The sequence below is a fragment of the Obesumbacterium proteus genome (genome assembly GCF_001586165.1).
Classification (GTDB): domain Bacteria; phylum Pseudomonadota; class Gammaproteobacteria; order Enterobacterales; family Enterobacteriaceae; genus Hafnia; species Hafnia protea.
The window spans coordinates 719711-733114 of the sequence record NZ_CP014608.1 but is presented as its reverse complement, the minus strand read 5'-3'; the positions used below and the strand labels follow the sequence as shown (position 1 = coordinate 733114).

Sequence of the window (13404 nt, the reverse complement as noted above, 5' to 3'; positions counted from 1 at the left end):
CCCCATTGACGATTAAAATACGTCTTTCGGGTTACCGCGTTTGAGCAATTTAACGATGTCTTCTTTTGGCTCTTCTTCGTCGACTTCGTCATCTTCGTCGCCCAACTCGATGCCTAACTCTTCCATCAGCGCATCAATACGATCCAACATGTTGTCGACGTAGCTTTGCTCTTCTTGGTTGAGATCTTCACCATCGTCAAGGCGGATCAGCAGCTCATCCAGACGCGGATCGTTTTCCAACTGAGTCAGCTCTTCTTCTGGCGTCAGTCGTTTTTTCGCTTCCGGTTTAGGCGCTTTTGCTTTTGGCTTCTTCACTTCTGTTGCCACCAGCGATACAGGCACTTTGCTGCCAATGCGCGGATCTACAACTTTGGCTGAATCACCGGTTTTTTTGTTGGCGGCTTCTGGGTTGGCACGGCCACCCGATTTGTTACCGCGGTGCTTTTTCTGGCGCTTACGGGCACGAGCTTCCAGATCGAGCTCAACACGGGTTTTTCGTTTTTGTTTTGGCGCTGAAGTTTTAGCTTTCGGCGTTTTATTGGCAGGACTCATTAGCGTGTACTCACAGAGAGATAAATCGAGTAGAGAAATATTAGCGAGCTCAGGTTAATTCCTGATACGCCAGTCTCCGACACCCGTAAAACAGGCGTTTAGGCTGAGGGGGCGGACAATGCGCACACCCTACCAGAAAGCACACAAAGAAAAAAGGCGACAGCCTAAACTGTCGCCTTAATTCTAGCCTTCAAATGAAGGATATTCACGCAATTCAATCCTTGAATGCAGTCAACGTCCCGGTTTTTCCCTTTGCCGTTTTGCTCCTAGCATCCTCTTCCTGAGGCTCTTGTCCTTGTTGCGCCAATTCCAGCGCTAAACTCATCCTGAGTTCGTGTCTTCCTTTACGATATACATCCTGTATATCTTCGCTAATCCTTTAGCGTGAATCCTTTCTCTCGTTACGCATTCTTGCGTTCCCTGAGATTCGTCTTCCTGACGAAGTTTCCGTGCCGTTATCCTTGGCGTTGAAAGATACTTTAAAGTATTGGCTTACTTTCTCAATGGGTTATCACACCCGACATCATGTGATCTCTATCACGTTGTTTTGTAATTATATGAATCTATTACTTTAATAAATTCAGGCTTATAGCGGAAAACGTGATTGCCCGAAAAACGAATGGTCAATGTCTTACACGGCTGTAAGCCGTGAGCTTACAGCAGATAAACAGCGGTTTTATGCGCTCTTTGCGGCTGATGCAGTTATAATCCCCACCAGATACCCCCATGCTTTAATGGAGACGAACGTTTTGAACCGTAAAACTTATAACTATCATGTGACACACTTCGTCACCAGCGCCCCTGATATTCGCGCACTGCCGGCCGATACCGGAATTGAAGTTGCCTTTGCCGGTCGCTCTAACGCCGGTAAATCCAGCGCCCTCAATACGCTGACCAACCAAAAAGGCTTAGCACGTACCAGTAAAACACCTGGACGTACTCAGCTGATTAACCTGTTTGAAGTTACCGACGGTATTCGCCTCGTTGACTTACCAGGTTATGGCTATGCAGAAGTGCCGGAAGAGATGAAACGCAAATGGCAGAAAGCGTTAGGTGAATACCTGCAAAAACGTAACTGTCTGAAGGGTTTAGTGGTGTTGATGGATATCCGTCACCCGCTGAAAGATCTCGATCAGCAAATGATCCAATGGGCCGTAGACGTTAACCTGCCGGTTATGCTGCTGCTAACCAAAGCCGACAAATTGGCATCCGGTGCGCGCAAAGCTCAGCTAAATATGGTGCGTGAGGCTATTTTGCCGTTTATGGGCGATATTCAGGTTGAAGCGTTTTCTTCACTGAAGAAGTTTGGCGTCGATAAGCTGAGTGAAAAACTGAATACGTGGTTCAGCGAGATTGAGCCTGAAACACTGTCTGAAGAAGATGAGGAAGAAGGCGGGGAATAACTGCCTAACATCTTATTGAACAAGTTATTGAACAAGGTCGCTTAGGCGGCCTTTTTTTGGTTTGGGCAAAAAAAAACGCCCCAGTCATAAAAGACTGGGGCGGCTAATATTCAGCCAAATCCGATTACGTGAAGTAAAAGGTCTGAAAGATAGAACATCTTACCTCTGTACCCTACGTCTGTAACTCTACAACATTTTCAGACGAGGGAAAACCCTTTTTGTAGCTAACTTACAAAAATGCGTTCAATTAAGCAGCATAAACGGCGTAATGAACGCGATTTTATGTAGTTAAATTACATAAATAGATTAATTAACCATCATTTAGTGAGCTTGATCCCAGTTTTCACCAGTACCCACATCAACTTTTAACGGAACCGCCAACTCAAGGCTTTTCTCCATCAGTTCACGAACTTTCTCGACCGTTTGATCGATGATGGACTCATGAACTTCAAAGACCAATTCATCGTGCACCTGCATAATCATGCGAACTAAAGGTTCTTGCTGTTCCAATAACCATGCATCAACGGCGATCATCGCACGCTTGATAATATCAGCCGCGGTTCCTTGCATCGGCGCGTTGATCGCAGCGCGTTCTGCCGCCTTACGGCGCATACCGTTACGGGAATGAATTTCAGGCAGATAGAGGCGACGACCATCCAACGTCTCTACATATCCCTGCTCAGCTGCCTGCTGCCGTGTACGCTCCATATATTCAAGCACGCCAGGGTAACGCTCAAAATAGAGGTCCATATAACGCTGCGCTTCACCACGGGCAATATTCAGCTGATGAGCCAAACCAAACGCGCTCATGCCATAAATCAGTCCAAAGTTAATCGCTTTAGCACTGCGTCGCTGTTCACTGGTGACATCTTCAAGCGCTAAGCCAAAGACTTCTGCCGCCGTAGCACGGTGAATATCCTTACCGGCGGCAAACGCAGTCAGTAGACCCTTGTCACCCGACAAGTGCGCCATGATGCGTAATTCAATCTGAGAGTAGTCGGCCGCAACAATTTTGTAGCCCTGTGGCGCAATGAAAGCCTGACGGATCCGGCGTCCTTCATCATTACGCACTGGGATATTCTGTAGGTTAGGATCGCTGGAAGAAAGTCGTCCGGTTGCGGTAACCGCTTGGTGATAAGAGGTATGGACTCGACCCGTCGCGCCATTGATCATCTGCGGGAGCTTATCCGTATACGTACTTTTTAACTTCGCTAAACCACGATGTTCCAAAATAATGGTTGGCAGTTCAAAGCCTTGCTCAGCTAATTCAGCCAACACCTCTTCATTTGTTGAAGGCGCTCCGCCCGGCGTTTTTTTCACAACAGGCAGCTTCTGCTTTTCGAATAAAATCGCCTGTAGCTGTTTTGGTGAGGAGAGGTTGAAGGGTTCTCCCGCAGCCTCATGTGCCTTCTTCTCCAGCTCATCCAAGCGGATAGCCAGCTCCTGAGAATGTTTGCCAAGAATATTGCTATCGATCAGTACGCCGGTTCGCTCCATGCGCGAAAGCACTGGAACCAAAGGCATATCAATATCAGTGAAGACTTTCTTCAAACCCGCTTCTTTTTCTAGCTGTGGCCAAAGTTTGAGATGCAGCTGTAAAGTCACATCGGCATCTTCAGCTGCGTAAGGCGCAGCCTGTTCAAGTGCAATCTGGTTAAAGGTCAGCTGAGATTTACCTTTACCCGCAATTTCTTCAAAAGTAATGGTTTTATGATTCAAGTGACGTTCAGCCAAGCTATCCATATCATGGCGACCGGCAACGCTGTCGAGATCATACGATTCCAGCATAGTGTCGAACGCAATGCCTTTTAGCTCAATGCTATAACGCGCCATGACGCCTTGATCGTATTTTAGGTTCTGCCCAACTTTCTGAAGATTGTCATCTTCCAACAGGGGTTTTAACTTCGCCAAAACGGCATCACGGCTCAGCTGATCTGGCGCATCGAGATAGTCATGGCCGACTGGAATATAAGCCGCGACGCCCGGCGCTGTCGCAAATGACAGGCCGACCAGATTGGTCGTTAAGACATCCAGAGAATCAGTTTCCGTATCGAAGGCGAAAACCTTCGCGGCTTTCAAGCTGGCGATCAAATTATCCAGCGCCGACTCATCCAGAATAGTTTGGTAATTTTCCTGTGATAAAACCGACGTGGCCTCTTCCACCACAGCCGCCGCTAGCGGCTCACTGTCAGCTTTGGCAGGTTTACGCGCCGCTGGTGCTTTCTTTTCACCGCTGAGCCAAGAACCGGCTTCTGCGTCTTCTAGCCAGCGTTTAAACTCATAGCGGCTAAATAATTCGTGCAGTTGTTCAGTGTCCATCGGCTTGAGCTGGAGATCGTCGCAGGTAACATCCAACTCAACGTCGGTTTTAATCGTCGCCAGCAGGTATGAAAGATCGGCCTTATCTTTATTCAGCTCCAGCTTAGCGCCCATCGTTTTGGCACCGCGGAAACTCAGAGTCGCCACTTTATCCAAATCGCTATAGATCTGTTTTAGGCTACCAATACCTTGTAACAGCGCCTGAGCTGTTTTTTCGCCAACGCCGGGTACGCCTGGAATGTTATCCGAGGAATCCCCCATCAGGGCAAGGAAATCGATGATTAACTCAGGTGGCACACCATATTTTTCGCAAACTTCCTGTGGCCCCAAAATGGTGTTATTCATCGTGTTGATCAGCGTGATATTTGGCGTCACAAGCTGCGCCATATCTTTATCACCGGTGCTGATCAATACATGGCGTCCGGCTTTTTCAGCAGCCTGCGCCAACGTACCAATAACATCATCAGCCTCGACGCCAGAAACAGCTAGAAGAGGCAAACCAACGGCCTGAACCATTTTATGCAGCGGCTCTATTTGCTCACGTAAGTCATCTGGCATGGGTGGACGATGTGATTTGTATTCAGCAAACAACTCATCACGGAAAGTCTTTCCTTTGGCGTCGAATACCACAGCGACGTGACTCGGCTGATATTGCAGCATCAGGCTGCGCAGCATATTCAACACGCCATACATTGCCCCTGTAGGCTCTCCCGCACGGTTCGTTAACGGAGGAAAAGCATGGTATGCACGGTACAGGTATGAGGATCCATCAACTAGGATCAGGGGGTTTTCAGGGATTTCGGCCATAGTATGTCTTTATCGTGATGGTGAACTTAGAGGTAAGGATGCCATACCTCGGGACAAGAGACGAATTTTAGCGGGAGATTTGATGAGTAATGCGATCAAGTATTCAGATCTGAACGATCAAATTGTGGATAAGTTTGTGAACAAAAGATCATGATTTTAATAATAAGTGTTATTGCCTATCTTTGATTTGCAATTTTATTAATATTTTAAATGACTTACATGCAAATATACCTGCCAGCATATAAAATAGCCAGCCATCTTGTGATGTGGATAATATTTCAGTTAGTCACCGTTATTTTCATATTACTGATAACGCCTCATACAGAGTAGTCTAAATAATCAACTATGCTAATGCTTTTGAATTTATCTTTCATATATCTGGCGAAATGCTGTTGTTCAATAAGCCTTCTGGTAAAATCGCGCTTTGATTCCTCAAATGCTATTACACGAATAAGCTAATGCCTACGTTGATTGCCTTGGTTCTATCACCCATCCTATTTGTGTTAACCACGGCGTTGACCATCCTCGTGACAGTTTTATGTTCTATACCGATTACGATCGCAGGCATCATAAAACTCCTACTCCCCATCCCTTTTATTTGGCGATATATCTCAAGCTTCGCTGATTTCATGATGTGGTGCTGGTGCCAAGGCTTATCGATGCTGATGAGGCTTAACGTTGGTTTAAAGTGGGAGGTAGACGGCTTAGAAGATCTGAGCAAAGACAATTGGTATTTGGTCATCAGTAATCATAAAAGCTGGACCGATATCGTCGTACTCTGCGTACTGTTGCGCAATTATATTCCAATGAATAAGTACTTTTTGAAGCAACAGCTTGCTTGGGTTCCTTTCGTTGGCTTTGCCTGCTGGGCTCTGGATATGCCGTTTATGAAACGCTATTCACGCAGCTATTTACTAAAGCATCCCGAATTACGTGGCAAAGATATTGAAACCACACGCCGTTCCTGCGAAAAGTTTCGTCTTCGTCCAACCACCATTGTTAATTTTGTCGAAGGATCGCGCAGCACTGAAGAGAAGCGAGTAAGAACGCACTCTCCTTATCGAAATTTGCTCCCACCAAAAGCAGCGGGCATCGCATTCACACTAAGCGCATTGGGCAATCAGTTTGATCGTGTATTGAATATTACACTGGTTTATCCAGACAATAATCACAGCCCATTTTTAGATCTACTCTGCGGCAGAATGAAGAAAATTGTCGTGCGAGTAGAAACATTGCCCATCACAGCGGAAATGCACGGCGATTATTTCAACGATAAGGTCTTTAAACGACACTTCCAGCTCTGGTTGAATAATCTCTGGCAGCAAAAAGATCGGCTTATCGATCACCTTAAAAAGGTGTACGCAGCACCACATAAATAAAAAACCGGGCAAAAGCCCGGTTTTTTATTGCTAAGACAGACGCAGGATTATTTCTGTTTCAGCAGGAAGTTTACAACGTGAGAGAACTGCTGAACGTAGGAATCCATTGAGCTGGTATCCAGACCATCGTTTTTGACCATATATTTGCCATTAACGAAGATAGCAGGGACGCCACGCAGTTGCAGATCTTCAGCCGCTTTCTCTTGCTGTACGACTAAAGATTTCACCACAAAGCTGTTCAACGCGCCATCGTAGTCTGCAGCGCTAACGCCCGCTTTAATGAAGACGTTACGGATATCATCAGGGCTCTGAACGCTCTGGGTTTTCTGCACGGCTTCAAACATTGGCTGAGTGATTTTATCTTCAACACCCAAAGCCATTGCAACAGCCCACGCTTGAGTTAACTGCTTACCCAATGGACCTAAGAATTCGACGTGATATTTGGTCATTTTCACGCCTTCTGGCAGGCCTTTACGCACTGCGTCGGAAACGTGGTAAACCTCTTCGAACTCATAGCAGTGCGGGCAGTAGAATGAGAAAAACTCTAAAACCTGTGGCTCATTAGTGACACTTTTATCTAGCTTCACATACTGATCGCCTTCAGAAAATTGAGCCGCAGAGGCACCAAATGCCATTGCGATCCCAACTAACGCCAACCAAATCTTTTTCATGCGAACTTCTCCATCGTCTTAAGTTTTTTGATTTAATACATCGGCATTAGCTGCAACGGTGGTGCTTGTAACAGCTTAACCTGCTCCATGAAGGCAGATGTTTGTCTCAACCAGAAACTCTCATCGGTCATCCACGGAAAACTCTTTGGAAAGGCAGGGTCTTGCCAACGGCGGGTAACCCATGCCAAATAGTGCACCATGCGCATAGCACGCAGCGGCTCTATTAGTTTTAGCTGCTGAGAATCAAAATCAGCAAATTCACCGTAGGCTTCAAGCAAAATATCTAGTTGGATAAGCTGCTCTTGGCGCTCACCGTGCAATAGCATCCATAAATCTTGGATCGCAGGGCCATTGCGCGCGTCATCTAAGTCAACAAACAGCGGGCCATCGCGCCACAGAATATTGCCGGGGTGGCAATCGCCATGTAGCCGTACCGGCGCCCAGTCGGTCGTCCAATACTGCTCAACCTCTGAAATTAATGAATCTAGGGCAGTAAGAAACGCGGGTTTTAGCTTTGCAGGTATTAATGAAGTACGCTCTAAAACAGCCCTTGGCTGGTAGAGATACTCATCCAACCCCATCGTTGGCCGCTCGCTGAAGAGCTTCTGCTGACCCACTTGATGGATACGCGCCATATAACGCCCAACCCATTCAAGCTGATCGTCGTTGTCAATTTCTATGCGCGGCCACCCACGCTTGGAAACAGAGTAAAGGCGTAACCAGCAAAATGATGAAGCGTTTGCCCATTTAACGACAATGGTGCGACAACAGGGATCTCGCTATCAGACAGCTCGCGAGCAAAGCTATGTTCCTCGCCGATTTGGCTATCTGACCATCTTTCAGGACGATAGAACTTAGCAACATAGCGCTGGCGATCTTCATCCATCAATTGAAAGACACGGTTCTCATAACTATTGAGCTCGGTTAAGCCGGAATCAATACGAATTCCCGTACTCTCAATGGCATCGAGAATAAGATCTGGCGTAAGTGTTTGAAAACTGAAAGTTGGATTAGTCATAGTTAGGCCAGAGCTCGCGCAATAAACCAAGATGATAACATTATCAAATCGACCTACCGCGCTGTTTATGCGCTATCTTATCTGAAATTAGTCTTTGATTACGCCTCTGGCGCGCAGAATAGCGGTCTTAAAGTCTTCCTCGTAGTCTTTCTTTAGACCTGGGATGGCTTCAGTGCTGGCGCTGTTACGCATCTTAAGGTGATAAATGAGAATATCGTCGGTCAGGTCAGCTAAATCGCCTTTAAACCCGGCTTCGTCGGCAAGTTTTTGCAAAAATTGAACCAGATTTAAATCAGGTTCTTGTTGCCAAGCTGGATGGATCAGTTCAATAAGTTCATTAACGCGATGGCATTTCATTATGTATTTCTCCCTGATGCTTAATGGGCAGACAAATTATCAGTCTTAATTTACCAAAGATAGCCCTTGCACGTATAACATTCACTTTTTACAAACTATTACACGCACAGGAAAGTATCCAGCAGGCGCGTTACAATATGCCATTAGCGACAGAGAGAGACCTTGTATGTATGACATCGAAGGCGTAATTCTAGCTGGAGGAAGAGCCTCTAGAATGGGGGGTAATGATAAAGGCCTCGTTCTACTCAATGGCCAGCCTCTTTATCAATATGTGCAGGACGCGCTGGCACCTCAGGTAACAAGGCTATCCATCAATGCTAATCGCAATATATCAATTTACCAACGTTCAGGGCTAAGCGTATTCCCTGACGTTCTTAACGATTACCCCGGACCATTAGCAGGAATGCTCAGTGGTTTGCAGCAAAGCCACCATGAGTGGGTTGTGTTTGCTCCATGTGATGTTCCATTTATTCCAACAGATATCGTGCATCACCTGTGGACATATAAAGCAGATAAAAAAGCCGCATACATATTTGATGGAAGCAGAGCACATCCAACAATTGCGTTATTGCATCGCTCTCTCATTTCACCGCTGATGAATTATCTTGAACGAGGCGAGCGCAAATTAATGATATTTTTAGAACAATGTGAGGCTCAAAGGATTACGTATCCTAAAGAAGAGTGCTTCATTAATTTCAATACATACGAAGAGTGTTTGCGTTGCGAGCAGAGGCTAAAGGAGCAAAAATGAAGAACAGCATACCTTTGCTTGGTATAGCGGCTTATAGCGGGACAGGAAAAACAACGTTATTAAAGAAGCTTATCCCACTGCTGAATGCTAAAGGGATAAGAATCGCGCTGATTAAGCACACACACCACGATATGGATATTGATACCCCAGGAAAAGATAGCTACGAGCTCCGTAAAGCAGGCGCAGAACAAACCTTGGTAGCAAGTGACAAACGGTGGGCGCTGATGACGGAAACGCCAGAAGAGGAACCGCTGGATTTACAATTTCTTGCTTCGAAGATCGATCCCTCGCGCTGTGACCTTATTTTGGTTGAAGGCTTTAAGCATGAACCTATTCCTAAGATCGCGTTATATCGTGAATCAGTTGCGAAGCCTTTTGCTGGAATAATTGACGATCACGTTGTGATGCTGGCGAGCGATGGAAACATCAACTGCAATCTCCCTATGTTAGATATAAATAACATCGGATATATAGCAGATTTCGTCGAAGAGTGGTTAAAGCAGCAGTAAGATCTACCTACATAACAATAATAAATAGCCGCGTTAGCGGTTATTTATTGAATGAAATGTTCAAATTCCCCATAGCAAAAAACCCCAGTCTTTCGACTGAGGTTCTTTACTTTAATTAAAGCCTGGCAGTTCCCTACTCTCGCATGGGGAGACCCCACACTACCATCGGCGCTACGGCGTTTCACTTCTGAGTTCGGCATGGGGTCAGGTGGGACCACCGCGCTATCGCCGCCAGGCATATTCTGTTAATTAACCCGTGCTCCGTATTCCTACAGCTCACCAGTCAATCCAATCTGTTCACAAGCCTACTCTTTGTGTTTCGCGTCTCTGCGTCTTAAAACACCTTAGGTGTTGTAAGGTTAAGCCTCACGGATCATTAGTACTGGTTAGCTCAACGTATCGCTACGCTTACACACCCAGCCTATCAACGTCTTAGTCTTAAACGTTCCTTTAGGAGACTCAAGGTCTCAGGGAAGACTCATCTCGAGGCAAGTTTCGCGCTTAGATGCTTTCAGCGCTTATCTTTTCCGCATTTAGCTACCGGGCAATGCCATTGGCATGACAACCCGAACACCAGTGATGCGTCCACTCCGGTCCTCTCGTACTAGGAGCAGCCCCTCTCAATCTTCCAACGCCCACGGCAGATAGGGACCGAACTGTCTCACGACGTTCTAAACCCAGCTCGCGTACCACTTTAAATGGCGAACAGCCATACCCTTGGGACCTACTTCAGCCCCAGGATGTGATGAGCCGACATCGAGGTGCCAAACACCGCCGTCGATATGAACTCTTGGGCGGTATCAGCCTGTTATCCCCGGAGTACCTTTTATCCGTTGAGCGATGGCCCTTCCATTCAGAACCACCGGATCACTATGACCTACTTTCGTACCTGCTCGAGCCGTCACTCTCGCAGTCAAGCTAGCTTATGCCATTGCACTAACCTCACGATGTCCGACCGTGATTAGCTAACCTTCGTGCTCCTCCGTTACTCTTTAGGAGGAGACCGCCCCAGTCAAACTACCCACCAGACACTGTCCTCAATCCCGATTAGGGACCGGAGTTAGAACATCAAACATTAAAGGGTGGTATTTCAAGGTTGGCTCCATGCAGACTGGCGTCCACACTTCAAAGCCTCCCACCTATCCTACACATCAAGGCTCAATGTTCAGTGTCAAGCTATAGTAAAGGTTCACGGGGTCTTTCCGTCTTGCCGCGGGTACACTGCATCTTCACAGCGAGTTCAATTTCACTGAGTCTCGGGTGGAGACAGCCTGGCCATCATTACGCCATTCGTGCAGGTCGGAACTTACCCGACAAGGAATTTCGCTACCTTAGGACCGTTATAGTTACGGCCGCCGTTTACTGGGGCTTCGATCAAGAGCTTCGCCTTGCGGCTGACCCCATCAATTAACCTTCCAGCACCGGGCAGGCGTCACACCGTATACGTCCACTTTCGTGTTTGCACAGTGCTGTGTTTTTATTAAACAGTTGCAGCCAGCTGGTATCTTCGACTGGCTTCAGCTCCATCCGCAAGGGACTTCACCTACGCGCCAGCGTGCCTTCTCCCGAAGTTACGGCACCATTTTGCCTAGTTCCTTCACCCGAGTTCTCTCAAGCGCCTTGGTATTCTCTACCTGACCACCTGTGTCGGTTTGGGGTACGATTCAATGTTACCTAGAGCTTAGAGGCTTTTCCTGGAAGCTTGGCATCAACTACTTCATCACCGTAGTGACTCGTCATCACGCCTCAGGGTTAATAAAAGCGCGGATTTACCAACGCTTTCCCCCTACACGCTTAAACCGGGACAACCGTCGCCCGGATAGCCTAGCCTTCTCCGTCCCCCCTTCGCAGTAACACCGAGTACAGGAATATTAACCTGTTTCCCATCGACTACGCCTTTCGGCCTCGCCTTAGGGGTCGACTCACCCTGCCCCGATTAACGTTGGACAGGAACCCTTGGTCTTCCGGCGAGCGGGTTTTTCACCCGCTTTATCGTTACTTATGTCAGCATTCGCACTTCTGATACCTCCAGCAACCCTCACAGGCCACCTTCAACGGCTTACAGAACGCTCCCCTACCCAACAACACCTAAGTGTCGCTGCCGCAGCTTCGGTGCATAGTTTAGCCCCGTTACATCTTCCGCGCAGGCCGACTCGACCAGTGAGCTATTACGCTTTCTTTAAATGATGGCTGCTTCTAAGCCAACATCCTGGCTGTCTATGCCTTCCCACATCGTTTCCCACTTAACTATGACTTTGGGACCTTAGCTGGCGGTCTGGGTTGTTTCCCTCTTCACGACGGACGTTAGCACCCGCCGTGTGTCTCCCGTGATAACATTCTTCGGTATTCGTAGTTTGCATCGAGTTGGTAAGTCGGGATGACCCCCTAGTCGAAACAGTGCTCTACCCCCGAAGATGAGTTCACGAGGCGCTACCTAAATAGCTTTCGGGGAGAACCAGCTATCTCCCGGTTTGATTGGCCTTTCACCCCCAGCCACAAGTCATCCGCTAATTTTTCAACATTAGTCGGTTCGGTCCTCCAGTTAGTGTTACCCAACCTTCAACCTGCCCATGGCTAGATCACCGGGTTTCGGGTCTATACCTTGCAACTTGACGCCCAGTTAAGACTCGGTTTCCCTACGGCTCCCCTATTCGGTTAACCTTGCTACAAAATATAAGTCGCTGACCCATTATACAAAAGGTACGCAGTCACCCCATAAAAGAGGCTCCCACTGCTTGTACGTACACGGTTTCAGGTTCTATTTCACTCCCCTCGCCGGGGTTCTTTTCGCCTTTCCCTCACGGTACTGGTTCACTATCGGTCAGTCAGGAGTATTTAGCCTTGGAGGATGGTCCCCCCATATTCAGACAGGATGTCACGTGTCCCGCCCTACTCATCGAACTCACAACATATGCATTTTCAAGTACGGGGCTATCACCCTGTATCGCCGGACTTTCCAGACCGTTCCTCTGACACATACGCTGATTAAGGTTCTGGGCTGTTCCCCGTTCGCTCGCCGCTACTAGGGGAATCTCGGTTGATTTCTTTTCCTCAGGGTACTTAGATGTTTCAGTTCCCCTGGTTCGCTTCGTTAAGCTATGTATTCACTTAACGATAGTGCAACGAATTGCACTGGGTTTCCCCATTCGGAAATCGTCGGCTATAACGCTTCATATCAGCTTACCGACGCTTATCGCAGATTAGCACGTCCTTCATCGCCTCTGACTGCCTAGGCATCCACCGTGTACGCTTAGTCACTTAACCTCACAACCCGAAGGTGTCTCTTGGTGAACACGGTTACGAACCGGTTCAAGACAGCATTCAAGATTGCAAAAAATTGAGAGACTGCTTAATGCTAACTGTGTCAGTGTTTGAGTCTGAATAAACAGACGTCATTCTCACAGTTGCTTAAGCTTTCAAATTTCAGCTTGTTCCAGATTGTTAAAGAGCAAAATACTTCGCAGCATACTGTTTCCAATACACTCTGAAGTATGTTTTTGAGACTGAATACTTATTAAAAATAAAAGTAATGGTGGAGCTATGCGGGATCGAACCGCAGACCTCCTGCGTGCAAGGCAGGCGCTCTCCCAGCTGAGCTATAACCCCATACAGTCAACAGTTTACCTTTGATACCAACT

General features: G+C 47.3%; 9 protein-coding genes, 1 tRNA gene, 2 rRNA genes and 1 pseudogene. 4 read left to right on the top strand and 9 right to left on the bottom strand.

Features of this window, described 5'->3' with window-relative positions; genetic code table 11:
- Nucleotides 1-12 precede the first annotated feature (12 nt).
- On the bottom strand, nucleotides 13-552 hold the full coding sequence (gene yihI, locus DSM2777_RS03590) for a Der GTPase-activating protein YihI (RefSeq protein ID WP_046459998.1): 540 nt from the start codon (nucleotides 550-552) through the stop codon (nucleotides 13-15).
- Nucleotides 553-1301: 749 nt separating this feature from the next.
- Between yihI and yihA the strand changes: the two genes are divergently transcribed.
- Nucleotides 1302-1955, top strand: coding sequence for a ribosome biogenesis GTP-binding protein YihA/YsxC (gene yihA / locus DSM2777_RS03585; RefSeq protein WP_025799755.1), 654 nt, complete (start codon nucleotides 1302-1304; stop codon nucleotides 1953-1955).
- A 110-nt stretch (nucleotides 1956-2065) separates the two neighbouring features.
- On the opposite strand, the gene spfP is transcribed toward yihA, so the two are convergent.
- Entirely contained in the window at nucleotides 2066-2113 is a 48-nt protein-coding gene (spfP, locus tag DSM2777_RS25220) for a small protein SpfP (protein WP_071892919.1), read from the bottom strand.
- A 163-nt stretch (nucleotides 2114-2276) separates the two neighbouring features.
- Nucleotides 2277-5081: a DNA polymerase I gene (gene polA / locus DSM2777_RS03580; RefSeq protein ID WP_061553193.1), complete on the bottom strand. Its 2805-nt coding sequence runs from the start codon at nucleotides 5079-5081 to the stop codon at nucleotides 2277-2279.
- 458 nt (nucleotides 5082-5539) lie between these two features.
- Between polA and DSM2777_RS03575 the strand changes: the two genes are divergently transcribed.
- A complete protein-coding gene (locus tag DSM2777_RS03575) occupies nucleotides 5540-6460 on the top strand; it encodes an acyltransferase (protein ID WP_061553192.1) in 921 nt (306 codons plus the stop codon).
- A 47-nt stretch (nucleotides 6461-6507) separates the two neighbouring features.
- Here DSM2777_RS03575 and dsbA read toward each other — a convergent pair whose 3' ends face one another.
- From dsbA to DSM2777_RS03560, 3 genes and pseudogenes are all read right to left on the bottom strand, one after another.
- A complete protein-coding gene (gene dsbA / locus DSM2777_RS03570) occupies nucleotides 6508-7131 on the bottom strand; it encodes a thiol:disulfide interchange protein DsbA (protein ID WP_046360837.1) in 624 nt (207 codons plus the stop codon).
- Nucleotides 7132-7163: 32 nt separating this feature from the next.
- Nucleotides 7164-8149, bottom strand: a pseudogene (locus DSM2777_RS03565) (serine/threonine protein kinase).
- 87 nt (nucleotides 8150-8236) lie between these two features.
- Nucleotides 8237-8506, bottom strand: coding sequence for a YihD family protein (locus DSM2777_RS03560; protein WP_061553191.1), 270 nt, complete (start codon nucleotides 8504-8506; stop codon nucleotides 8237-8239).
- Nucleotides 8507-8672: 166 nt separating this feature from the next.
- On the opposite strand from DSM2777_RS03560, the gene mobA reads away from it, so the two are divergent.
- The gene (mobA, locus tag DSM2777_RS03555) at nucleotides 8673-9257 is read left to right on the top strand and encodes a molybdenum cofactor guanylyltransferase MobA (RefSeq protein WP_061553190.1); all 585 of its coding nucleotides are present in this window, start codon (nucleotides 8673-8675) and stop codon (nucleotides 9255-9257) included.
- Nucleotides 9254-9766: a molybdopterin-guanine dinucleotide biosynthesis protein MobB gene (mobB, locus tag DSM2777_RS03550; protein ID WP_061553189.1), complete on the top strand. Its 513-nt coding sequence runs from the start codon at nucleotides 9254-9256 to the stop codon at nucleotides 9764-9766. The genes mobA and mobB overlap by 4 nt, the downstream gene beginning before the upstream one ends.
- A 120-nt stretch (nucleotides 9767-9886) precedes the next feature.
- Here the strand turns inward: mobB and rrf are convergent.
- The 3 genes from rrf to DSM2777_RS03535 all read right to left on the bottom strand — a co-directional run bounded on the left by rrf (nucleotide 9887) and on the right by DSM2777_RS03535 (nucleotide 13372).
- Nucleotides 9887-10002, bottom strand: a 5S ribosomal RNA gene (gene rrf, locus DSM2777_RS03545).
- Between the two features lie 119 nt (nucleotides 10003-10121).
- A 23S ribosomal RNA gene (locus DSM2777_RS03540) occupies nucleotides 10122-13030 on the bottom strand.
- A 266-nt stretch (nucleotides 13031-13296) separates the two neighbouring features.
- Nucleotides 13297-13372 (bottom strand) — tRNA-Ala (locus tag DSM2777_RS03535).
- Nucleotides 13373-13404: the final 32 nt, after the last annotated feature.

Bases quoted from the DNA above. Each gene is read 5' to 3' on its own strand.
- yihI (WP_046459998.1), bottom strand. From the start codon at position 552: ATGAGTCCTGCCAATAAAACGCCGAAAGCTAAAACTTCAGCGCCAAAA.
- polA (WP_061553193.1), bottom strand. From the start codon at position 5,081: ATGGCCGAAATCCCTGAAAACCCCCTGATCCTAGTTGATGGATCCTCA.
- DSM2777_RS03575 (WP_061553192.1), top strand. From the start codon at position 5,540: ATGCCTACGTTGATTGCCTTGGTTCTATCACCCATCCTATTTGTGTTA.
- dsbA (WP_046360837.1), bottom strand. From the start codon at position 7,131: ATGAAAAAGATTTGGTTGGCGTTAGTTGGGATCGCAATGGCATTTGGT.
- DSM2777_RS03560 (WP_061553191.1), bottom strand. From the start codon at position 8,506: ATGAAATGCCATCGCGTTAATGAACTTATTGAACTGATCCATCCAGCT.
- mobA (WP_061553190.1), top strand. From the start codon at position 8,673: ATGTATGACATCGAAGGCGTAATTCTAGCTGGAGGAAGAGCCTCTAGA.
- mobB (WP_061553189.1), top strand. From the start codon at position 9,254: ATGAAGAACAGCATACCTTTGCTTGGTATAGCGGCTTATAGCGGGACA.